Below are 21,106 nucleotides of genomic sequence, written 5' to 3'. Positions count from 1 at the left end.
CTAGGTCGTGGAGAATTTGGCACTTGGGCAGGGCGGTAACGCCCCGTCACCCACAGACCGGCCCGATGTCGCCCCTAGCACGTCCCTTGCGTCACCGAGACCAACGTCAGTCCGGTATTTTTCGCCACGAACCAGACTCACGTCGACCTCGACGCAGCCGACCCCCAGGTCAGCAGCCCTGACTCAATCGACCAGTTACCGACTGTAACCGCCGCGGCCCGATCCCGACCACAGACCGAGTCCCAGCCCGGCGGAGGTCTACGCAACACGCCGGGCCGGACGCCCACTCAGCCGGCCTCGGCGCGCTCCTTCGCGTGGCGGTCGGTCGCCGCCTGGATCGCGTCGGCCTGGCGCTTGTCGAGCTCCTGCCAGCGGGTCCGGCCGTAGTCCTCGGACTGCTGGAGCCGGGCGGTGGTGCCCTGCAGCCGGGGCTTGACGTAGCGGGCGAACAGCTCGTAGTGCTTCGCGGTCGCCTCCGGCCGCGCCCACTCGTGATGCATCAGCAGGTAGGCGCCGAAGCCGCCGGACTGCTTGCTCAGCCGCTCCACCTGGGCGACCGCATCGTCCGGAGTGCCGATCACGCCGAGGCCGGTCTCGTTCACCCACGCCACCCGCTCCTCGAAGGACGCGCCCACGGCCCGGAAGTGCGGCGCGGCCACCACGTTCTGGGTGTACTCGCACCAGTCGTCCAACCCGAACCGGACGTCCTCGATGGCCTGCTCGCGGGTCTCGGCCAGGTGCATCGGCCCGACCAGGCGCCACTTCTCCCGCGAGGCGCGGTGGCCGAACTCGGCGGACCGCTGTTCCATCACATCCCAGTGCAGCGCCAACGCGTCGAAGCCGTCCTGCACGGTGGCCCCGACCGACAGCAGCCCGAGGCCGTTCTTCGCCGCCGTGCGAGGCCCGGTCGGCGACGCGATGGCGGCGACCGCGATGTCGAAGTCGCTGTAGGCGGTGTACTGGGTGCGCGCCTCGACCAGGTTGTAGCGGCCGGTCCGCGCCGAGACGGTCTCCCCGCGCAGCAGCGCCATCAGCACGTCGACGTCCTGCTCCAACGCACCCCGCTGATCCTCCAACGAGATACCGATCATCGTGGCGTCGGTGGGCAGTGCGCCCGGGCCGAGGCCGAGCATGAAGCGGCCCCGGGTGAGGTGGTCCAGGAACAGCGCGCGGTCCGCCACCCACAGCGGGTTGTGGTACGGCAGCGAGACCACGCCGGTGCCGAGCCGGATGTGCCGGGTGTGGTTGGCGGCGTGCGCGATGAAGATCATCGGATCCGGGATGGTCTCGTGCCCGCACGAGTGGTGTTCGCCGATCCACGCCTCGTCGAAGCCCAGCTTGTCCAGCTGCTTGATCACGTCCAGATCCCGTTCGTACGCCGAGGTCGGGTCCTGCCCGACCGGGGAGTGGAACGGGGCCATGAATATTCCGAACCGGAGACGCGACACGCTGACTCCTCCACGTTGAGGACCACGCCGGACACCCCGGCGCCCACGGCCAGAATCACAGACCCGCCGGGCCCGCGCACGTCGCGCTTGCGCACACAGGCCCTCCGCGCACACAGCACGTCTGGCGCCGACACAGCGGCTCAGGCGGCTGTGTCGAGCCACTGAGGCTGTGTGGGCGGGGCTGCGTGACCGGGGTCAGGGGGTGGGGCGGGCGCTGGTGACCAGGGTGTGACCGTCGCGGAACACCACGCCGTTCGCGCAGCGCGCCTCGACCTGGCCACCGGCGAACTGCTCGGTGTAGAGGCGGGCGTAGAGCCCACCCTGGGCGAGCAGCTCGGTGTGCGTGCCCCGCTCCACGATCTCACCGTTCTCCACCGCCAGGATGACGTCGGCGCCCAGCACCGTGGACAGCCGGTGCGCGATGGCGATCGTGGTGCGCTGCCGGGTGGCGTTCTCCAGCGCCTGTTGCACGAGCCGCTCGCTGGCGGTGTCCAACGCGCTGGTCGCCTCGTCCAGGATGAGCACCGGCGGGTCCTTGAGCAGCACCCTGGCGATGGCCAGCCGCTGCTTCTCGCCACCGGAGAGGCGATAGCCGCGCTCCCCCACCACCGTGGCGTAGCCCTCGCTGAACGACATGATCCGGTCGTGGATGTTCGCCGCGCGGGCGGCGGCCTCCAGCTCCTCCCGGGTGGCGTCCGGCTTGGCGTAACGCAGGTTGTCCTCGACCGTCGCGTGCAGCAGGTACGTGTCCTGGGTGACCATCCCGATTGCCGAGGTCACCGACGCCTGGGTCAGCTCCCTCACGTCGTTCCCGTCCAGCAACACCACGCCCCGGTCCACGTCGTAGAGCCGGGGGATCAGGTACGACAGGGTGGTCTTGCCGGACCCACTCGGGCCGACGATCGCGGCCAACTGACCGGGGTGCACGTCGAAACTGACATCGCGCAACGCCCACGGCCGCGCCGGCGAGCCGTCCGCCGCCGGATCGGGCCCGTCCCGCTCGGCCGGCGGGTAGGCGAACCACACGCCGCGCAGCGACAGCTCACCGCGCACCGTGCGCGGGTCCAGCTCCCGCGCGTCGGGCCGGTCCACGATCCGGGGCCGCAGGTCGAGGTACTCGAAGATGCGCCGGAACAGCGCCAGCGAGGTCTGCACGTCCAGCGACACCCGCAGCAGGTTGACCGTGGGGAACAGCAGCCGGCCCTGCAGCGTCGTGAAGGCCACCACGGTGCCGGCGCTGACCCCGCTGCCGGCGGCGATGAGCAGCCCGGCGACCAGGTAGACCAGTGCCGGCGTGACTCCCATGAACGTCTGCACCACAGCGAAGAACGTCTGCCCGGTCATCGCCTGGCGGACCTGCAGGTCGACCTGCTTGGCGTTCTCCGCCCGGTAGCGGCGTACCTCGAACTCCTGCCGGTTGAACACCTTGGACAGCAGCACCCCGGACACCGAGAGCGACTCCTCGGTGATCGCGGTCATGTCCGAGAGCGACTCCTGGGTGTGGCCGGCCAGCCTGCGCCGGACCCGCCCGACGCGGATCTGCAGCACCACGAACACCGGGATCATGATCACCGCGACGAGGGTGAGCTTCCAGGACAGCAGCACCATCGCGACCAGGGCGGCGACCACGGTGACGACGTTGCCCAGGATCGAGGTCGCCGTCTCGGTGAGCACGCTCTGCACGCCGCCGACGTCGTTGGACAGCCGGGACTGGATCGCACCGGTGCGGGTGGCGGTGAAGAACGACAGGTCCATCCGCTGCAGGTGCTCGAACAGCCGCCCGCGCAGGTCGGCCATCACCCGGTTGCCCAGCAGCGTGGTCTGGTAGGTCTGCCACACGCCGATCAGCGCGGACACCACCGGCACCGCGATCATGCCGCCGACCAGCCAGCCGAGCAGCGGGACGTTCACCGGGCCGCCGGCCGTCGGGAACAGCGCCCTGTCGAACGCCGCCTGGGTCAGGAACGGGGTGATGATCCCCAGCCCACTGCTGAGCAGGACCGCGAGCAGGATCGCCACCATGCCCACCCGGTAGGGCAGGAACAGCGCCCACAGCCGGCGGCCGATCCGCTCATCCGACATTGTCGGTGACTTTGTCGGTGACCAGCTTGTCGGTGACCAGCTCGTCGGTGACCAGCTCGTCGGTGACCAGTACAGCCTTGCCGAGGATCTGCCCGGACTCCAGGTCGGCCATCGCGACGGCCCCGAGCGCGAGCGGGTACCGCGCCGGCGCGGGCGGGCGCAGACCCCGCTCCACGAGCCCGTCGAGTGCCGCCACGGTCTCCGCCAGCGCGGTGGGATGGGTCCGCAGGAACTCCCCCCACCCCGCTCCGACGACGCTGATGTTGCGCATCAGCAGCCGGTTGACCTTCGCCTGGGGAATGGCACCACCGGCGAAGCCGAGCACCACCAGCCGTCCCTCCGGCGCCAGCACCCGCACCGCGTCGTCGAACGCGTCGCCGCCGACCGGGTCGACCACGATGTCCACCCCCGCGCCGGCGGTGAGCTCGCGAACCTGCGCGGCCCAGCCGTCGGTCAGTGCCACCACCTCGTCCGCGCCGAGCCCACGCAGGAAGTCCTCGGCGCCGGCCCGGTGCACCACCGCGATCACCCGCGCGCCCAGCGCCTTCGCCACAGCCACCGCGGCCGAGCCCACCCCGCCGGCCGGTCCGAGCACCAGTACCGTGTCCCCGCGCCGCAGGCCGGCCCTGCGGACCATCGCGAAGTGCACGGTCTGGTGGTTGACCAACATCGAAGCCGCCTCCGCGTGGTCGAGGTGCTTCGACATCGGGAACAGCTGGCTGTCCTGGAGGGCGACGCGCTCGGCGAAGCCACCGGTACCGCTCACCCCGACGACATCCTGCCCGGGCGCGAACCGGCTGCCCTCGGGAGCGGACACCACCACACCGGCGATCTCCGAACCCGGCACGAACGGCGGCGGGATCTTCAGCTGGTAGCGGCCGTAGGACATCAGCAGGTCGGGGTAGATCAGACCGGCGGCACGCACCTCGACCAGTACCCGGCCGGCCGGGTCGGGCTCGTCGGCGTCGGTGAACCGAAGCGCCCGCGGCCCGGCCAGCTCGGTCAGGATCAGTGCCCGCATCGTGGGCGTCCTTCCTCCACGACCCGAGGGCTCGGGTACCGATGCAGGCTACGTCGGGGTCAGAGAGCGAACTCCTTGGCCTCGTCGATCCAGGTCTTGCACTCGTTCTCGGACAGGCCGACGACCTTGCCGTGCCGGGTCTCGATCATTTCCTTCAGCTTGGCCGGGTTGCGGTGTCGCAACTCCTTGATCGAGTCGACGCCGACCTCCTTGAGCATCTCGGCGTACTTCGGGCCAATTCCCTTGAGCTTCGCCAGATCGTTCTCGACATGGTCGGCCATGACATCTCCTTCAGCGCGGGATCGACAGTGATCGACTGCTGGTTGCCGTGCATCGTTGGACAGCTATATATGGGATATCGGCGCACCGCGAGGATCATGGTGCCGCATCGGTCGGTAAGTCTCCAGAGCCTGCCAGCCCAGTGGGCGGCGCCGCTTGGCCAATTCTCAGGATCGTGGTGACGCCGGGCGCGGGCCGGCCGATGCGCGGTCCGGGAGCACGGGTCCGGACGGCCCGGCCTGCTCCGGCCCCGCCTGCTCCGGCCCCGCCTGCTCCGGCCCCGCCTGCTCCGGCCCCGTCTGCTCCGGCGCCGGGAGCTGGGCCACCGGGAGCTGGGCCACCGACGGCGCCGGGAGGTCCGCGTATTCGGGGACCTTGGGCAGCGCCACCATGAACGTGGTGCTCCCCGGCACGCTGTCCACCCGCAGGGTGCCGCCGTGCGCGGTCGTCACGGCGTGCGCGATGGCCAGCCCGAGCCCGGTACTGCCGGCCGCCCGCGACCGTGACGTGTCACCTCGGGCGAACCGGCCGAACACGTGCGGCAGCAGTGCGCGGGGAATGCCCGGGCCGTTGTCCGAGACGGACAGGATGACGTGGCTGGGCGTGGTGTCCAGGCCGGCGGTCACCGACGTGCCGGGCGGGGTGTGCACCCTGGCGTTGGTCAGCAGGTTGGCCAGTACCTGGGCGAGCCGGGTCGCATCGCCGGTGACCGTCACCGCCTCGTCCGGGATCCGCAACTTCCAGCGATGCTCCGGACCGGCGGCATGCGCGTCGCTGATCGAGTCGACGACCAGCTGGGTCAGGTCGACCGGGTCGGCGGCCAGCGGGCGGCCAGCGTCCAGGCGGGCGAGCAGGAACATGTCCTCGACCAGCGACGTCATCCGCTCGGTCTGCGAGGAGACCCGGCGCAGCGCCTGCGCGGTGTCCTCCGGGATGTCCGGTCCGGCCCGGCGCGCCAGCTCGGCGTAGCCCCTGATCGCCGCCAGCGGGGTGCGCAGCTCGTGGCTGGCGTCGGCCAGGAACTGGCGCAGCTGGGTCTCGCTCGCGTGCCGGGCCTCCAGCGCGCCGCTGACGTGTTCCAGCATGCGGTTGAGCGCCGCCCCGACCTGGCCGACCTCGGTGCGCGGATCGGTGTCCTGCTCAGGTACCCGCTCGGCGAGTGCGACCTCGCCCCGGTCCAGCGGCAGCTCGGCCACCCGGCCGGCGGTGACCGCGACCCTGGCGAGCGGGCGCAGCGTGATCCGGACGATCATCGTGGCGGCGGCACCGGCGGCCAGCACACCGGCGGCGGCGACCATCAGCTCGATCACCGCCAACCGGGACAGCACCGCGTCCACCCCGCTCAGCGGCAGCCCGGTGATCACGATCTGGCCGTTCGCGCCGTGCAGCGCGATCAGCCGGTAGGGCCCGAGCCAGCCGATATCCAGGGTGTGCGGGCGCCCGTCGACCGGGACCGCGCCGATCGCGCCGTCCTCGCGGCGTCCCAGCCCGTGCGCGACACCGCTGGAGTCGAGTACACCGGCTTCGCTGGCTACGCCGTTGACCAGGTGCGCGCCGAGCGTGCCGACGGCCTGGCCGGGCGCCAGCAGGAACCTGGGGCCGTCCGCATCACCGCCGTCACCGTCGGGGCCGCCGTGCGAGTCGCTGTCGTTGTTGTTGTTGCCGTTGCCGTTGCCGTTGTTGTTGTTGCTGTTGTTGCTGTTGTTGCTGCTGTTGCCGGACGACGACGGCGCATGATCGGGCGGCGGCTTGGACAGCACCACGGACCGGTACGCGGCCACCGAGAGCTGCTGGTCGAGCTGGTCGATCAGAACGCCGCGCAACAGCAGCAGCGAGATCGACCCGACGACCAGACACACGGCGGCCAGCAACCCGATCGTCGAGAGCAGCAGCCGGATGCGCAGCGGTGCCAGCCGCCACCGCCGCCGCACCGATCCGGTGGCACGCAGGACGACCCGACGCGGCCGAGCCACCTCGGGCCCCGCACTCACGGCCGGCCGACTTCCTCGTCCACACCACTGACCGGGCGCAGCGCATATCCGGCGCCCCGCAAGGTGTGAATCATCGGCGAACGTCCCACATCAATCTTTTTCCGCAAATAGGAGATATACAGCTCGACCACGTTGGACTGGCCGCCGAAATCATAGTGCCAGACCCGGTCCAGAATCTGGGCCTTGCTCAACACCCGGCGCGGGTTGCGCATCAAATAGCGGAGCAACTCGAACTCCGTCGCGGTCAGGGTGATCGATGCCCCGCCCCGGCGCACCTCGCGGCTGTCCTCGTCCAACGTCAGGTCACCCACCACCAGCAGCGCATCCGTCCGCGCCGTCCCCCGCCCGGACCGCCGCATCAGCGCCCGCAGCCGAGCCACCACCTCTTCCAGAGAGAACGGCTTGGACACATAGTCGTCGCCGCCCGCGGTCAATCCGGCAATTCGCTCCTCGACCGCGTCCTTTGCGGTCAGGAACAGGACCGGGAGATCCGGTGTGTCGGCGTGAATACGCTTCAACACCTCCAGCCCACTGATATCCGGCAGCATGATGTCCAACACCACCGAATCCGGCTGGAACTCTCTGGCCAACCGCACCGCGGTCAAACCGTCCCCCGCACTCCGCACATCCCAACCCTCGTAACGCAACGCCATCGACAACAACTCGGCCAACGTGGCCTCGTCGTCGACGACCAGTACCCGCACCGGACTCCCGTCCGGGCGACGCAGCTGGCCCCGCTCGTCCCCCGCCCCAGCTGGGGCGGCATTTCCGCTGCTCATGGCCTTAGTCTCCGGCGTGGAATGTGCTCTCGATGGGGACAACTTGTGCGCGAGCTGTGCACCGGTCGACAACACATCACAGCCGGCGACGAGCGGCGCGTCGCTACGCCGCGCCAGTCACAGTCGGTGATCGGCGGATTGACTCGGGATGCGTCGAGGTCAACGTGAGTCCGGTTCACGCCGAGAATTACCGGACTGACGTTGGTTCTCGGTGAACAATTGACGCGCCAGTCGCGCCAGTCGCGCCGGGGTCGACACCAGGCCGCCCTTTCGGTGACTCGGCGTCACCCCCGGCCTCACGGCCGTGGTTGTGTCCCGTTCGCAGGGCGTGGACGTCCAGTCGCAACCACCTGTCGCCATGATCGACCACCGCCGCCACCCGCGACCCGCGGACAGAAAACTCTGCCCAAGGTCCCACGCCCGAGGACCCTCCTAGGCTGGTTCCCGTGCCCCGTATCTCTGACAGCCGACGCCGGATGGTCACGGCCGCCGCGCGACTGTTCCGCGCGCAGGGCTATCCGGCCACCGGCTGGCGCCAGGTCGTGACCGAGAGCGCGGCACCGTGGGGCTCGCAGGCGCACCACTTCCCCGGCGGTAAGGAACAGCTCGGGGTGGAGGCGCTGAGCTGGGCGGCCACCGGCTTCGAGCGGGCGATCCGGACCGTCTTCGCCGGCGTGCACCCGGCGGTCGCGGTGCATCGCTGGGTACACGCGGCCGCCGCCGAGCTGGCCACGAGCAACTGGCGCGACGGCTGCCCGGTCGCGACCGTCACGCTGGAGACGGCGCACTCCTCCGACGCCCTCCGGACCGCCTGCGCCGAGGCGCTGGGCAGCTGGCGTGCCGCCCTCGCCGACGCGCTGGGCGCCCGAGGACTACCCGAGGCGCAGGCACGGTCACTGGCCACCCTCGTCCTGGCCGGCATCGAGGGCGCGCTGATCCTGGCCAGGGCCGAACGGTCCGCAGGGCCGCTGGAGGACGTCGGGCACGAACTGGCCGCGGTGCTGCGGGCCCGGATCCCCGACTGAGCCCGCCCTACACCCGGCTCAGCACGGTCTTGCCGAGCGGTGCGGCCAAGGCGTCGGTCGCGTCGTCGAAGCTGGCTACGGTGGCGGTCACCAGGCTCGGGTCGAACCCGGAGCCGAGCACGTCCAGCACCGCCGGCAGCACCGCCCGCGCATGCACCCGGCCGGTGCGGAACGTGAGTCCCCGGGAGTACATCGCGAGCAACGGCAGTGCCACGTCGGTCGGGTACAGCGCGCTGCTGGTGCAGGTGCCGTCCGGGGCGGTGCTGTGCAGCGCGCAACGCAGTCCGTCCGGGTCGCCGCTGGCGTCGACGGTGACCGGGAACGAGCCGGCCTTGCGCGGCGGCGGTCCCGGCAGTGGGGTGGCCCCGACCGCTTCGGCCATCGCCAGCCGGCCGGGATCCGGGTCGGAGTAGACGACCCGGCCGGCACCGAGCACGACCGCCATGCCGGCGGCATAGAGCCCGATGGACCAGGACCCGTGGTCGCCACCGACGACCAGCACGTCCGCGCCGGGAGTGGCCGCCAGCTGCGGACCCACGGTGCGCCACGCATCGGGAAGGTTGTCGCTCGCGCTGGCGACCGCCACCGGGTCCAGCCCGGCGGGCAGCGCGACCAGCATCGCGTCCGCGTGCGGCACCGCGACCAGGTCGGCCAGGAATCCGCCCCAGCCGAGGCCGCCGAGCTGCCCGAGGCCGTAGGTACTCATCATCGGGTGTGCGGCACAGTTGCCGGTGCGCCCCTGCCGGCACGGCGCACACTCGCCGCAGGAGATCTGGAACGGCACGATCACCACGTCGCCGGGGCGCACCGAGCGGACCGACGCGCCCACCTCGACCACCTCGGCCACTCCCTCGTGACCGAGCGGATAGGGCCCCGGCAGCGGGTAGCGACCGGTCAACACCGCGACATCCAGGTCGCAGGTGGCCACCGCGAGCGGCCGCACCAGCGCGCCCTCGGTCTCCAGCACCGGATCCGGCGCGTCTTCCCAGTGCAGGGTGGCGGGACCGTCGAGCAGCAACCGTCGCATAAGACGACTGTCTTATTAAGCCGATTGCACTGTCAAGGCTTTACCGAGCGCCCGCCGCCGCACCCGGCCGCCGCCGCCCGCCGCCGCCGCCCCCACGCAGCGCTCCGACGGCACACATCGTCATGCCGCCGCACACAACGCCCAACCTGTGTGCCGCGACGCGGGCATGTGTGCCGTCGAGGGGGGCAGGCGCCCATCGTCCGCCGGTCGATGAATTCCGACCGCCCGGCGAATAGGGCCGCGCGCCTTTGGTGGGGCACCTATCGGGAATACCGGGCAACCGCCCATTGCCCGGAAACGTAGGCAACGATCCGAATTGATTCCGCCCACGCGGTCAATCGGACCGCCCCAGGGCGGCGGGCTCCCGCGCGGCAACCGGCGGCACACCACTCGGCCCGATCCGGGGCACCGCCGGAGGACGAAGTGAGACCGCGCAGTCGTTCGGGGGTCAGTCGTCCGCCACCTTCGAGCCGCCCACCAGGCGCCAGCGTCCTGAGCCGGAGCCCGAGCGACCTGCGCTCAGGCTCCGACCGGGACGGCATAGGCGACGATGTTGTCGGCGTACTGGTGCGTCTGGAAGTTGAACTCGCCGCCGCAGGTGATCAGGACGAGCCGGGGAACGCCGGTGGTATCGAAGATCTCCGTGGGCAGCGCCGTCTTCCGGTAGCTGTGCACGGCCCGCACCACGTACGTCTGGGAACCGGCCGTGGTGGCGAGTGACAACGTCGACCCGACCTTGAGGTCGGACAGCCGGTACAGCGCGCCCGCACCGACCTCCCGGGTATCGACGTGCCCGTCGATGACCACGGTTCCGCGCGCGGAACCGGGGCGCACACCGTCCCGCCACCAGCCGAGCACCTTGGGATCGTCCGGAACCGCCAGCTCCCCACCGGGCTCGATCCCGACCGCCACCACAGGAGCCTCGACGCCCTGCTCAGGCACACTCAACCAAGTCGGCTCGACCGCGCTGTCCAGGGTCGCGACACCGCTCGAGTCGAACCATTGCGGATGCGCGGCCGGCACCGACCCGACATCCGGGAGCCGGGGAGCCGCCAGCAACCGGGCACTCCCCAGGCCCGCGATCCCCACCCCGAGCACGACCACGACCCAGAGCAGGGCCCACTGCACGGCGATCGTCCGGGTCGGTGCGACCGGACCGGCGATCCACCGCCCGCCGATCATCCGAGCCGGCGCCACCGCAGCAGCAGGCCACCGGCGCCGGCGGCCGCGGCGAGTCCGCCCAGCACGAGTGCGAGGTCGAGCGCCGCCGAGTCACCGGCCGTGGCCGCCAGGCCGCCCGAGCCGGCGTTGACCCCGCTCGGGGTGCCGGACCCGTCGGTCGCCGAGCCACTGCCCGCTCCGCCGTTGGCTGTGGCGTTGCCGGAGCTGTCCGGGGCCGCGGTACTGCCGCCAGCCGCGCCGGCGCTCCCGGCGGCGGCACCGCCGGCCTCGGCTCCGGTCGACGGCGCCGCCGCGCCGGGCGCCGGGGCACCCACGGCGGTGGACGTTCCGGTGTTGGTGGTCGGAGTGGGTGCGGTGCCCCCACCACATGCGCCCAATGAAAGGGCACCGAGAACAACTGTCACCACAAGTGCCGCGTGCTTCATACGCAGAGTGGGGAGATTCATAGCGGCACCTTAGAGGATCTATCGCTACATAGAAGCATCGACCGCCCCCACCGGGTGAAATTGTCACCAATCAGCGAAAGAATTTGCAATCCGCGAGACCGGATCACCCGTTGGTGACACCGGATCTGGCGGGTTCCACGCTCGACGGTGACGCACCGCTGGCGGGTCACCTTCGCCCGCCGGTCCCGTGTCGCGACGACCCGCCCGGTCACAAGACGTGCAGCGGACCCCCGGCCAGCCGGGGCCGGAGAACCGGCGCGGCGCCGAGTCCGCTCGGATCCAGGCCGTCGCCCTGCTGACGAGTCCCGGCGTAGTACCGGTTCGCCGCCGTGGAGGCGACCCGGACGCTGAGCTCGTTGCCGGCCGCGCGGAGCAGGCCGGCCGGCACCCGGCAGTCGAACGGACCCCAGCCGAACCGCCCGATCACGGTGCCGTTGAGCTCGATGTCGGCGCCGGTGTGCACCCGGGCCAGCACCAGCTCCCAGTCCGGCCAGGCAAGGTCGGCGGGCGGTAGGTCGAACCGGGACCGGTACTCGGCGATGCCGGAGAACGTCGGCCAGCCCTGCTCCTCCCACCCCCGGTCCACCCGGATCGGGCGCGCGCGCTCCGCACCGATGTCCAGGGTCCAGCCGGCGCACAGCACGGTCTCGCCGGGCACCGACCGGTCGCCGTCGGTCAGCAACAGGCAGACCAGCTCGTCCGGGCCGCAGCGCAGGCGCAGCTCCCCCGCCGCCGGGCCGAGGTAGTGCAGCTGGCCCGTCGCCGGATCGAACCGGCTGACGGTGGTCGGCACCGACGCCGGTACGACGCTGAGAGTCTGTTCGCGGTCGGCGTCGTGGAACAGCGCGAGCCTGGTGACCCCGTCGGCGGTGCGGCCGGCCCGGCTCCACACCGTCGTGCCGGGGGCCGCATCGCGCACCACCACCTAGAGATCACGATGACCAGCGAGAACGGGATGAAGAACCACAGCGGCAGCAGTGCGGTGAGCGCGCCGATCGGGTCCGAGGCGGCCGCCGCGCCGAGCTTGGCGTCACTGCCGACCAGTAGCACGCCGAGGATCAGCAGCACCGCGACCGGCAGCGTGATGCCGCCGGCCGTCCAGCCGATCACGCCCCGCGCACGGGTGCACCTCGGCAGGTAGCGGGCGAAGTCGCCGCCGTAGTTCAGGAACCCGATGCCGACCATGGTCATCGCCATGATCGCGCCGCCGACGAACGCTCCCCACGAGCCGTGCCCGGTCGAGCCGAGTGCGCTCCACCGGATGTTCGGCAGGATCAGCGCGATGAAGACGATCGTCATGACCGACGTCAGCCCGGCGATCCACTTCTCCACCCGGATGATCACCTTGTGCCCGAACACGGCCACCACCAGGGTCACCGCGAGCACGACGACGTACCAGAGCAGCACGGCGGCGGTCGTCGAATGGCCGTCGGGCCGCGCGAACCGGGCCGGCCACAACCGCGCGAACAGCCCGGCGCCGGTGGTCGAGGCCAGCGTGATGATCGTGATCTTCCAGCCCACGTTGGACAGGTAGGCGAACAGCGTCGGCAGCTTGTTGCCGTGGAAGCCGAAGGCGAACCGGGTCTGGGTCAGCGTGGGCAGCCCGGTGCGCGGCCCGCCGACGGCGAGCACGCCGACCAGGAACGCCGAGCCCGCGTATCCGAGCACGCCGGCGACGATGGCCTGCAGCACGCTCAGCCCGAGCCCGAACACGTAGATGCCGTAGCTGATGCCGAGGATGGAGACGTTCCAGGAGAACCAGACCGCGAACAGCTCGCGCGGCGTGCCCCTGCGCTCGGCCTCCGGCACCGGGTTGATGCCGTTGCGCTCGACTCCGGACCCCGGCGTCGACTGGCTGGTGTGGGTCATGGTGAACCGCTACCTCTCCGAAGGCCCAGCGACGAGCTGGCTGTCCATACAGCACCTGTTCACACAGCTCTGCCGGCTCGACACAGCGGCTCGAGCCGCTGTGTCGGGGTGAGATGTGCTGTGTGAGTTGACACGCCCCGGCTCACGCCACGCGGTTCGGCGGGGTGGCCAGGTGGGTGGCGGTGCCGCCGGTGAGCACGGTGGCCACCTCGCGGGCGATCCGGGCCGCGGACTCCTCGGCGACCTGGCGGGACGCGCCGGCTAGGTGCGGGGTGGCGAACACCGCCGGGCGGCGCGGCAGCGGGTCGTCCGCGCTCGGCGGTTCCGGGTCGAACACGTCGAGCACGGCACCGCGCAGCCGCCCGGACGCCAGCGCCGCGTCCAGTGCCCGGGAGTCGACCAGCTCGCCCCGGGCGGTGTTCACCAGCAGCGCGCCCGGGCGCATCGCGGCGAGCGCGGCGGCGTCGATCATCCGCCGGGTGTGCTCGGTGAGCCGGGCGTGCAGGCTCACCACGTCACTGCCCGCCAGCAGCTCGGGCAGCCCGACCAGCCGCGCGCCCACCCCCTCGGCGGCCGCCGGGTCGGCGTACGGGTCGTGCGCCAGCACCCGGGTGCCGAACGCGGCCAGCAGTTCGGCCACCCGCAGCCCGACCGCGCCCAGCCCGATCAGGCCGACCGTCGCCGCCCGCAGCTCGAGCCCCACCCGCTCGTAGCGGAACCCGGTGCCGTCCCAGCGACCTGCGGAGAGCTCGGCGGCCGCCGCCGGCAGCCCGCGCATCGCGCAGATCATGGTTCCGACGGTGTACTCGGCGACCGCGCCCAGGTTGCGCCCCGGCAGGTACACCACCGGGATGCCCGCGTCGGCGGCCGCCGCCAGGTCCACGTTGACCGGGCCGCCGCGGGTCACCCCGACCACGCGCAGGCTCCCCCGGCCGGCGGCGATCACCTCGGCGGTGACCGGCGCCAGGTGGGTGATCAGCGCATCCGCCCCGGTGACCAGCTCGGCGAGGCGGGCCGGGTCGCCGGCGGCCTCGCGCACCCCGTCGATGTCGTCGAACGGCTCGCTCGGCCAGCGGGAGTCGATCGGTACCGGGTCGGCGGTGTGCCCGAACCGGTCCAGCTCGGCCACCATCGCGGCGGCCAGCAGCTCGGCGGAGATGAACTCGTCGCCTGCGCAGACCACGCGCGGCCCGGATCCGGCACTCACCGCAGCCGCCCGCCGGCGCTGTCCTCGGTGTTGATGCTCGTTCCGCTGGCGCTCCTCTCGGTCGCGTCGAACAGGTACACCCGCTCCGCCGCCGCGGTGATCGAGATGGTGTCGCCGGCGGCCAGCGTCTGACCGGCGGTTACCTGCACCACCACCCGCCCGGGCAGCCCGGCCAGCTCGACGGTGGCCAGCCCGTACTCCAGCAGGTTCTCGTACACCAGGACGGTGGCGCGCAGTCCCGCGCCCGTCGGCCGCGCCTCCGGGCGCCGTGATTCGGGCAGCCACGGTTCGGTCCGGCAGTCCTGCGGTCGCAGCCCGACGACCACCTGACGGCCCGCCGGGACCGAGGACGCCGAGGCCGGCAGCGCACCCGCGTCACCGAGGCGCACCGTGCCGTCCCCGACGGCCACCCCGGTCAGCAGGTTGATCGGCGGCTCGCCCACGAAGTCGGCCACGAACTGGTTGGCCGGGTCGTCGAAGATCTCGTCCGGGGTGCCGAACTGCTGGATCACCCCGCCGTCCATCACGGCCAGCCGGTCGGCCAGGCTCAGCGCCTCCAGCTGGTCGTGCGTGACGATGATCGTGGTGTAGCCGAACTCGCGCTGCAGCACCTTGAGCTCGCGGCGCACCCGCTGCCGCTGCCCCGCGTCCAGGTGCGACAGCGGCTCGTCCAGCAGCAGCACCGGCGGGTTGCGCACCAGGGCGCGGGCCAGCGCGACCCGCTGCTTCTGCCCGCTGGACAGGTTGGCCGGCCGCAGCTCGAGCAGCTCGGTCATCTCCAGCCGCTCGGCGATGGTGTCGACCTTGCGCCGGACATCCCGGTCGCGGCGGGCACGCAGCCCGTAGGCCAGGTTCTCCCGCACCGACAGCGGCGGGTAGAGCGCGTAGCTCTCGAACCCGACGCCCACCTGGCGCCGACCGGCCGGCAGGTCGCCGACCGAGCGGTCGCCGATCAGGATGCGCCCCCCGGTGACCGTCTCCAGCCCGGCGATCATGCGCAGCGTGGTGGTCTTGCCGCAGCCGGACGGCCCGAGCAGAGCGACCAGCTCGCCGGGCTCGATGTCCAGGTCGATGCCCTTGACCGCCTCGAACGGCTCCCGGCCACGGCTGCGGTAGGTCTTGCGCAGCTGCTCGAGGCGCAGCCGCTGGGCGACCGGGGCGGCACCGGTCCGGGGTGGCGCGTCGGTGGTCACCGGGCACCTCCGGTCGGCGCGGTGGTGGCGCCGGCCTCGAGCGGTGCCGCCGACCCCAGCCGCGCGGTGTCGGTTCCCGCCGCGCCGGAGGCGAACACGTGCACCCGCTCCCAGTCCACCGCCAGGGCCACCTGATCACCCTCCCGAACGCGTTGGTCGTCGGTCACCGCGATGACCAGGTCGCCGGCCACAGCCACGCTGAGCTCGACCGACCGCCCCAGCCGCTCGGCCAGCGTGACCCGGCCGCGCAGCACCAGCCGGTCCCGCGGCTCCGGCCCGCTGAGCACGTCGAGGTCCCTCGGCCGGATGCCGAGCCGGACCGACCCGCCGGGGTCGCCGAGGGCAGCGGCGAGCTCGGCCGGCACCCCGACCGCGATGCCGCCGCCCTCGGTCCTCGCCGCGGTGCCCCCCTCCGGCACCGCGGCGAGGTCCCCTGTCAGGTCAGCGGGGAACAGGTTGATCTCCGGCTGACCGAACATCCGGGCGACGAAGGTGTCCGCCGGCTCGTGCCACACGGCGGCCGGGGTGCCGACCTGCACCAGCCGGCCCTCCCGCAGCACACCGACCCGGTCGCCCAACGCCAACGCCTCCTGGTAGTCGTGGGTGACGTAGAGCGTGGTGGTGCTGGACATCTCGCCCAGCTGCTTGAGCTCGGCGCGCATCGCGGCGCGCAGCTTCGCGTCCAGGTGCGACAACGGCTCGTCCAGCAGGTACACGTCGGCCGGCCGGACCAGCACCCGGCCCAGGGCGGTGCGTTGGCGCTGCCCGTTGGACAGCTCACGGGGGAACCGGTGCCGCAGGTGCTCGATGCCCAGCGTGGTGGTCACCTGGCGGATCCGCTCGGACTGCTCGGCGGGACTCCAGGTGCCGGTCCGCCCGGAGCGCAGCGGCGAGGCGAGGTTCTGCTCCACGGTCTTCTGCGGATACAGCGCGTAGCTCTCGAACGCCATCGCCACGTTGCGGTGGTACGGCTCCACGCCGGCCATGTCCCGACCGGCGATGTGCACCTTGCCCTCCACCGCGTCCACCAGCCCGGCGACGCTCTTCAACGTGGTGGTCTTGCCGGCGCCGGAGGGGCCGAGGATGACGAAGAACTCGCCGTCCGCGACGTCCAGGTCGATCCCGTGCAACGCCTGCGTCTTGCCGTAGCGGGCCCGCAACCCGACCACGCGCAGCGACCCCATCAGGCCTTCACCGCCCCGAAGGACAGCCCGCGCACCAGGTAGCGCTGGATGGACAGCGCGACCAGCAGCGGCGGCAGCGCGGCGATGATGGCCGCGGCCGCCGTGAGGCTGTAGAACGCCTGCCCGCCGCCGCCGAGGAACCTGGTCACCGCGACCGTGACCGGGGTGTGCTGGCTGCCGGTGAGGATCAGCGGGAACACGTAGTTGTTCCAGGCGAAGATGAAGGCGAGCAGCGCGGATGCCGCGATACCGGGTCGGACCAGCGGCAGCGCCACCATCAGGAAGGCCCGGGTGCGGGTGTAGCCGTCGAGCAGCGCGGCCTGCTCGAGCTCGGCCGGCAGGTCCTGGAAGTAGGACCGCAGGATCCAGACGATCAGCGGCATGGTGACCAGCTGCAGCACCCAGATCATCCCGACGTTGGTGTCGAAGAGGCCGATCTGGTTGTAGATCACGAACAGCGGCACGATGACCATCAGCTCCGGGGCGAACCGGAACGACAGGATGGTGAACATGACGTCGTTGCTGCCTCGGTACTGCCAGCGCCCCGCCGCGTAGGCCGCCGGCACCCCGATCACCAGCGACACCAGCACTGCCCCGGCGCAGTTGAGCACGCTGGTGAGCAGTGCGCCGGAGAAGTTGACGCTGGTCAGGCGGGTCCCGTCGGAGCTGAGCACGGTCACGAAGTTGTGCAGCGTCGGGGTGAACGTGAAGTAGGTGCTGATCTGCTGGGCCTCCGTCTTCAGCGACAGCAGCACCAGCCAGACCAGCGGGAACAGCGAGAAGACGAACCAGGCCAGCAGCAGCAGGTCCGCGCCGAGCGTCGCGGCGGAGAACCGGCGCTGCCCCGGTTGCAGCTCCCTGGCCATCAGGCCTCCGATCCGGCGGCGCGGCGTTGCGCCTTGCCCAGCACGCTCACCAGGTACCGCGCGGTCAGGAACACGATCGCCCAGAGCAGGAACATGTAGGTGCTGCCCACCGAGTAGTTGAAGTTGATGATCGAGTTCTGGTACGCGCTGATCTGCAGCGTGCGGGTCGCGTCGCCGGGACCGCCGGCGGTGAGCACGTAGACGTGGTCGAAGATCTTCAGGCAGTCCATGAACCGGAAGATCACCGCGACCAGGATGTACGGCCACATCATCGGCAGCATCAGCCGCCGGAACATGTAGAACCAGCTCGCCCCGTCCACCGCTGACGCCTCGAACGGCTCCTTCGGCAGCGACCGGATGCCGGCGAGCACCAGCACCGCGACGAACGGCGTGAAGATCCACACGTCCACCAGCACCACCGAGAACAACGCGTGCGTCTCGCTCAGCCAGTCGAACGTGGAGCCCAGCCCGAGCACGTGGTTGAGCACCCCGAACTGCGGGTTGAACATCAGCTTCCAGAGCACGCCGGCGATCACCGGGGCGATCATCAGCGGCAGGATCAGCACCCGCTCGAAGATCTGCCCCACCAGGCTGGAGCGGTTGAGCAGCAGCGCGATGCCGATGCCCAGCACGGTCTCCACCACGGTGGCCGACACCGCGTAGGTCAGCGTGGTCCGCACGCTGGACCAGAAGTCCGGGTCGGTGAGCACGGTGGCGAAGTTGCGCAGGCCGACGAACACCGGGTTCGGCACCACGGCGGCGTAGTTGAGGAACGCGTAGTACACGCCGAGCGCGAACGGGTAGAGGATGCCGACGATGATCAGCACCGCCGGCAGCGAGAGCAGGTAGGGCCGCATCCCCCGCCGCCACGGCGGCACCGAGGGCGGCCCGTCCGGATGCCGAGGCCGGTTGCCCTCGGTGCCGCCGTCCGGGCGAACCCGCGCGGGAGCGGTCATCGTGTCCTCGCTTCGCTTCGGACCTGTGAGTGGCGATGGTCGCTATCGCGACCATCGCCACTCACGGGTGTCAGACGGAGTTGACCGCGGCGCTGCTCGCCGTGGCCAGCGCGTCGAGGCGGGTCTTCGGGTCCTGCCCGGCGTAGATGTCCTGCAGGGCGACCGCCCAGTCCTCCGTGGTCTTGAAGAACTGCTTCTGCGGGGTGAACTTGATATCCGTGGACTGGATCACCCGCTCGAAGGTGTCCTGGTAGCCCGGGAACTTGCCGAGCGTCTGCTTGAACGCCCCGTTGAACACCGACTCCCTGGTCGGGTCGGCGAAGCCGCGCTGGCCGGTCTGGACCGCCTTGGCCTGGGCCTGCTTCCCGGTGGCCCACTGGATGAACAACCAGGCCGCCAGCTTCTTCTTGGACGCCGCGTTCATCGCCAGCGACCAGGTCCACAGGTTGGTGCCGTAGCTGCCGTCCGGCCCGGCCGGACCCGGGTGCCAGGCCATGTTGCCGGCCTGCGCCGCGTTGCCCTTGATGTTGAGCGGGTAGGTCGCGGAGTCCGCGTCGTAGACCATCATCGCGGTGCCGGCGCCCAGGTCCTGGGTGCAGTTGGGGTACTCGTAGGTGGTCCACGAGGTCGGCCCGGCGGCCTTGGCCAACGCCACCCACTTGCGGGTGAAGTCCACGGCCTTGGGCGAGTTCATCGCGGCGGTCAGCTTGCCGCCATCCTTGGTGTAGTCGGCGCAGCCCTCGCGGGTGAACTGGGTCATGAAGCCGGGGTGGATGGTGGCCCAGGAGCGCGAGCCGCGGAACGCGACGCCGTACCGGTTGTTGGCCCGGTCGGTCAGGTCGGTGGCGAGCTGGATGAAATTGTCGAAGGACTCGGCCGGTTTGATCCCGCGCCGGTCGAACTCGGCCTTGTTGTAGCAGATCACGTTGGTCTCGAAGCCCCACGGAATCGCCCACTGGCCGCCGGTGCCCAGCGGGCTGCCGGTCTGGAAGTCCCAGGAGGTGGCCTTGCGCAGGCCCGGGTAGATGTCCTCGAAGTCGTAGTCGGCGGCGGTGGCCGCGGTGTTGGACAGCCACGGCTTGAGGTCTTCCATCCAGCCGGGCGGGCCGTAGGTCCAGATGAAGTAGGCGCCGGTCATGAACGCGTCGTAGTTGCCGGCGCCGCTGGCCAGCTCCGTGTTGAGCCGGGTGAAGTAGTCCGCCTCGGCGACCAGGTCGGCCTTCACGTTGATGCCGGTGAGCTGGGTGAACTCGGCGAGCAACGGCTGGAACGCCACCTGGTACGGGTGCGGTGTCTGCAGCACCGAGATCTCGGTGCCGGCGGCCTTGCGCCAGTCGAACCCGCCGGTCACCTCGCCGGCGCCGTTCTGGTGGGCCGGTCCGCCGCCGGTGCCCACGCCGCAGGCGGCCAGCAGGCCAGCCGACGCGGCGGCCGCGCCACCCACCCCGAGCAGGCGCAACAGGTCACGGCGGTTCAGCCCCATGGTGAGCGGGTTGACGGACTCGGGACGCGTCATCGGGTCCTCCGGTTCATCTTCATCGATGGGCTGGACACGGCGGGGTCGGGCGAGTGCGAGTTCGAGTTGGTCGGTGCGCCGGTGGCCGGTGCGCCGGTGGTCGTCGGCAGGTTCAGGCAGAGCAGGGCCGGCGGCCGGTCCGGGTCGGCGGACACCCGCAGCCGGGTGATCGCCGCGTTCTCCAGCCGGGGCAGTACGTCGCGGTAACGGGCCAGCGGGATACCCAGCCAGCCGCAGAGCGCCAGCCGCAGCGCGGTGTTGTGCCCGATGACGAGAACCGACGCGCCCTGGTGCCGGTGGACCAGTGTGCGCAGGCCGCCGACCACCCGGTGCGCGACGGCGTCCGGCAGCTCGGCGCCGGGGAACGGATTCCGGGTCGGGTCGGCCAGGAAGGCGGCCGCGGCCTTCGGGTCCTGTTCGCGTAGCTCGCCGAGGGTGCGGCCCTCCGCCACGCCGAAGTCCATCTCGCGCAGCGCCGGGATCACCTCGGGCCGCAACCCGAGCGCGGCGGCCACCGGCGTGGCGGTCTGCAGCGCGCGGCGCAGCGGCGAGCAGGCCACCACGTCGTGCGGGTGTTGGGCCGCCCAGCTCGCCAGCTGCTGGGCCTGCCGCAGACCGACCTCGTCCAGGGGCACGTCACTGGCGCCGGCGTAACGGTTGTCCGAGTGCCAGCCGGTGCGGCCGTGCCGGACGAGGGTCAGCTCGGTTGCCGGGCCGGCCGCCTCGTCCGGCACGACTCCCTGGGGACCGAGCACCACAGCTCCTCACCATCGACCTACCGCCGCCAGACCAGCCCGAACGGGTGTGACTCGCCTCACCGCTCACCGGTTCGGGCCACAGTAAGACGGGTCCACATCTCAGGTCAATATGTGGAAGTAACATTCTGAACCGTGACCTCCAGCGGCCGACTGACCTGGATCTTTGATCTAACCAGGCCTGATTCGGGCATTTGCCCGGGCCGCGAGCGGCAGGAACTTCACGGTCTAGGATGTTGATTTCACAGCAGAACTTGACGGGAACCACGCCGAGGCGTTG

The 21,106-nt window shown here is 71.3% G+C and carries 19 protein-coding genes; 1 reads left to right on the top strand and 18 read right to left on the bottom strand.

All coding sequences use genetic code 11. From position 1 onward, the window contains the following. Positions 1 to 287 precede the first annotated feature (287 nt). The 6 genes from ACTXG6_RS23770 to ACTXG6_RS23745 form a co-directional block, all read right to left on the bottom strand. Positions 288 to 1,448, bottom strand: a complete 1,161-nt coding sequence (locus ACTXG6_RS23770) for an LLM class flavin-dependent oxidoreductase (protein ID WP_445181570.1) — start codon at positions 1,446 to 1,448, stop codon at positions 288 to 290. 195 nt (positions 1,449 to 1,643) lie between these two features. After that, the gene (locus tag ACTXG6_RS23765) at positions 1,644 to 3,530 is read right to left on the bottom strand and encodes an ABC transporter ATP-binding protein (protein WP_445181569.1); all 1,887 of its coding nucleotides are present in this window, start codon (positions 3,528 to 3,530) and stop codon (positions 1,644 to 1,646) included. After that, entirely contained in the window at positions 3,520 to 4,551 is a 1,032-nt protein-coding gene (locus ACTXG6_RS23760) for an NADPH:quinone oxidoreductase family protein (RefSeq protein WP_445181568.1), read from the bottom strand. Before ACTXG6_RS23760 ends, ACTXG6_RS23765 begins: the two co-directional genes overlap by 11 nt. Positions 4,552 to 4,610: 59 nt before the next feature. Next, entirely contained in the window at positions 4,611 to 4,832 is a 222-nt protein-coding gene (locus ACTXG6_RS23755; RefSeq protein ID WP_445181567.1) for a DUF4332 domain-containing protein, read from the bottom strand. Positions 4,833 to 4,997: 165 nt separating this feature from the next. Next, positions 4,998 to 6,803 (bottom strand): ATP-binding protein, encoded by a 1,806-nt coding sequence (locus ACTXG6_RS23750; RefSeq protein WP_445181566.1) that lies wholly within the window; start codon positions 6,801 to 6,803, stop codon positions 4,998 to 5,000. Between the two features lie 14 nt (positions 6,804 to 6,817). Next, positions 6,818 to 7,600, bottom strand: a complete 783-nt coding sequence (locus ACTXG6_RS23745) for a response regulator transcription factor (RefSeq protein ID WP_445190097.1) — start codon at positions 7,598 to 7,600, stop codon at positions 6,818 to 6,820. 446 nt (positions 7,601 to 8,046) lie between these two features. On the opposite strand from ACTXG6_RS23745, the gene ACTXG6_RS23740 reads away from it, so the two are divergent. Further along, positions 8,047 to 8,625 (top strand): TetR/AcrR family transcriptional regulator, encoded by a 579-nt coding sequence (locus ACTXG6_RS23740; protein ID WP_445181565.1) that lies wholly within the window; start codon positions 8,047 to 8,049, stop codon positions 8,623 to 8,625. A gap of 7 nt (positions 8,626 to 8,632) precedes the next feature. Here ACTXG6_RS23740 and ACTXG6_RS23735 read toward each other — a convergent pair whose 3' ends face one another. The 12 genes from ACTXG6_RS23735 to ACTXG6_RS23680 all read right to left on the bottom strand — a co-directional run bounded on the left by ACTXG6_RS23735 (position 8,633) and on the right by ACTXG6_RS23680 (position 20,826). Then, complete coding sequence (locus ACTXG6_RS23735; protein WP_445181564.1) at positions 8,633 to 9,652, bottom strand: zinc-dependent alcohol dehydrogenase; 1,020 nt, start codon at positions 9,650 to 9,652, stop codon at positions 8,633 to 8,635. A gap of 519 nt (positions 9,653 to 10,171) precedes the next feature. After that, positions 10,172 to 10,834, bottom strand: coding sequence for a class F sortase (locus tag ACTXG6_RS23730; protein ID WP_445181563.1), 663 nt, complete (start codon positions 10,832 to 10,834; stop codon positions 10,172 to 10,174). Then, positions 10,831 to 11,148 carry a hypothetical protein gene (locus tag ACTXG6_RS23725; protein ID WP_445181562.1) on the bottom strand — a complete coding sequence of 106 codons (318 nt, stop codon included), beginning with the start codon at positions 11,146 to 11,148 and terminating at the stop codon, positions 10,831 to 10,833. Before ACTXG6_RS23725 ends, ACTXG6_RS23730 begins: the two co-directional genes overlap by 4 nt. A gap of 340 nt (positions 11,149 to 11,488) precedes the next feature. Then, on the bottom strand, positions 11,489 to 11,962 hold the full coding sequence (locus tag ACTXG6_RS23720; protein ID WP_445181561.1) for a hypothetical protein: 474 nt from the start codon (positions 11,960 to 11,962) through the stop codon (positions 11,489 to 11,491). Beyond that, a complete protein-coding gene (locus tag ACTXG6_RS23715) occupies positions 11,956 to 13,149 on the bottom strand; it encodes a purine-cytosine permease family protein (protein WP_445181560.1) in 1,194 nt (397 codons plus the stop codon). The genes ACTXG6_RS23720 and ACTXG6_RS23715 overlap by 7 nt, the downstream gene beginning before the upstream one ends. 142 nt (positions 13,150 to 13,291) lie before the next feature. Then, a complete protein-coding gene (locus tag ACTXG6_RS23710; RefSeq protein ID WP_445181559.1) occupies positions 13,292 to 14,356 on the bottom strand; it encodes an NAD(P)-dependent oxidoreductase in 1,065 nt (354 codons plus the stop codon). Continuing rightward, complete coding sequence (locus ACTXG6_RS23705; RefSeq protein ID WP_445181558.1) at positions 14,353 to 15,549, bottom strand: ABC transporter ATP-binding protein; 1,197 nt, start codon at positions 15,547 to 15,549, stop codon at positions 14,353 to 14,355. Before ACTXG6_RS23705 ends, ACTXG6_RS23710 begins: the two co-directional genes overlap by 4 nt. Then, positions 15,546 to 16,733, bottom strand: coding sequence for an ABC transporter ATP-binding protein (locus tag ACTXG6_RS23700; protein ID WP_445181557.1), 1,188 nt, complete (start codon positions 16,731 to 16,733; stop codon positions 15,546 to 15,548). Before ACTXG6_RS23700 ends, ACTXG6_RS23705 begins: the two co-directional genes overlap by 4 nt. After that, the gene (locus ACTXG6_RS23695; protein ID WP_445181556.1) at positions 16,733 to 17,599 is read right to left on the bottom strand and encodes a carbohydrate ABC transporter permease; all 867 of its coding nucleotides are present in this window, start codon (positions 17,597 to 17,599) and stop codon (positions 16,733 to 16,735) included. The genes ACTXG6_RS23700 and ACTXG6_RS23695 overlap by 1 nt, the downstream gene beginning before the upstream one ends. Beyond that, complete coding sequence (locus ACTXG6_RS23690; protein WP_445181555.1) at positions 17,599 to 18,555, bottom strand: carbohydrate ABC transporter permease; 957 nt, start codon at positions 18,553 to 18,555, stop codon at positions 17,599 to 17,601. The genes ACTXG6_RS23695 and ACTXG6_RS23690 overlap by 1 nt, the downstream gene beginning before the upstream one ends. A 70-nt stretch (positions 18,556 to 18,625) precedes the next feature. Further along, a complete protein-coding gene (locus ACTXG6_RS23685; protein ID WP_445181554.1) occupies positions 18,626 to 20,071 on the bottom strand; it encodes an extracellular solute-binding protein in 1,446 nt (481 codons plus the stop codon). Then, complete coding sequence (locus ACTXG6_RS23680; protein WP_445181553.1) at positions 20,068 to 20,826, bottom strand: histidine phosphatase family protein; 759 nt, start codon at positions 20,824 to 20,826, stop codon at positions 20,068 to 20,070. Before ACTXG6_RS23680 ends, ACTXG6_RS23685 begins: the two co-directional genes overlap by 4 nt. Positions 20,827 to 21,106 lie beyond the last annotated feature (280 nt).

The organism is Pseudonocardia sp. Cha107L01, assembly GCF_052566575.1.
This window is presented reverse-complemented; position numbering and strand designations above follow the sequence as displayed.

Excerpts from the sequence above, each read along its gene's own strand:
- ACTXG6_RS23690 (WP_445181555.1), bottom strand. The coding sequence starts at position 18,555 with ATGACCGCTCCCGCGCGGGTTCGCCCGGACGGCGGCACCGAGGGCAAC.
- ACTXG6_RS23695 (WP_445181556.1), bottom strand. The coding sequence starts at position 17,599 with ATGGCCAGGGAGCTGCAACCGGGGCAGCGCCGGTTCTCCGCCGCGACG.
- ACTXG6_RS23765 (WP_445181569.1), bottom strand. The coding sequence starts at position 3,530 with ATGTCGGATGAGCGGATCGGCCGCCGGCTGTGGGCGCTGTTCCTGCCC.
- ACTXG6_RS23760 (WP_445181568.1), bottom strand. The coding sequence starts at position 4,551 with ATGCGGGCACTGATCCTGACCGAGCTGGCCGGGCCGCGGGCGCTTCGG.
- ACTXG6_RS23745 (WP_445190097.1), bottom strand. The coding sequence starts at position 7,600 with ATGAGCAGCGGAAATGCCGCCCCAGCTGGGGCGGGGGACGAGCGGGGC.
- ACTXG6_RS23685 (WP_445181554.1), bottom strand. The coding sequence starts at position 20,071 with ATGACGCGTCCCGAGTCCGTCAACCCGCTCACCATGGGGCTGAACCGC.
- ACTXG6_RS23715 (WP_445181560.1), bottom strand. The coding sequence starts at position 13,149 with ATGACCCACACCAGCCAGTCGACGCCGGGGTCCGGAGTCGAGCGCAAC.
- ACTXG6_RS23755 (WP_445181567.1), bottom strand. The coding sequence starts at position 4,832 with ATGGCCGACCATGTCGAGAACGATCTGGCGAAGCTCAAGGGAATTGGC.
- ACTXG6_RS23730 (WP_445181563.1), bottom strand. The coding sequence starts at position 10,834 with ATGATCGGCGGGCGGTGGATCGCCGGTCCGGTCGCACCGACCCGGACG.
- ACTXG6_RS23735 (WP_445181564.1), bottom strand. The coding sequence starts at position 9,652 with ATGCGACGGTTGCTGCTCGACGGTCCCGCCACCCTGCACTGGGAAGAC.
- ACTXG6_RS23700 (WP_445181557.1), bottom strand. The coding sequence starts at position 16,733 with ATGGGGTCGCTGCGCGTGGTCGGGTTGCGGGCCCGCTACGGCAAGACG.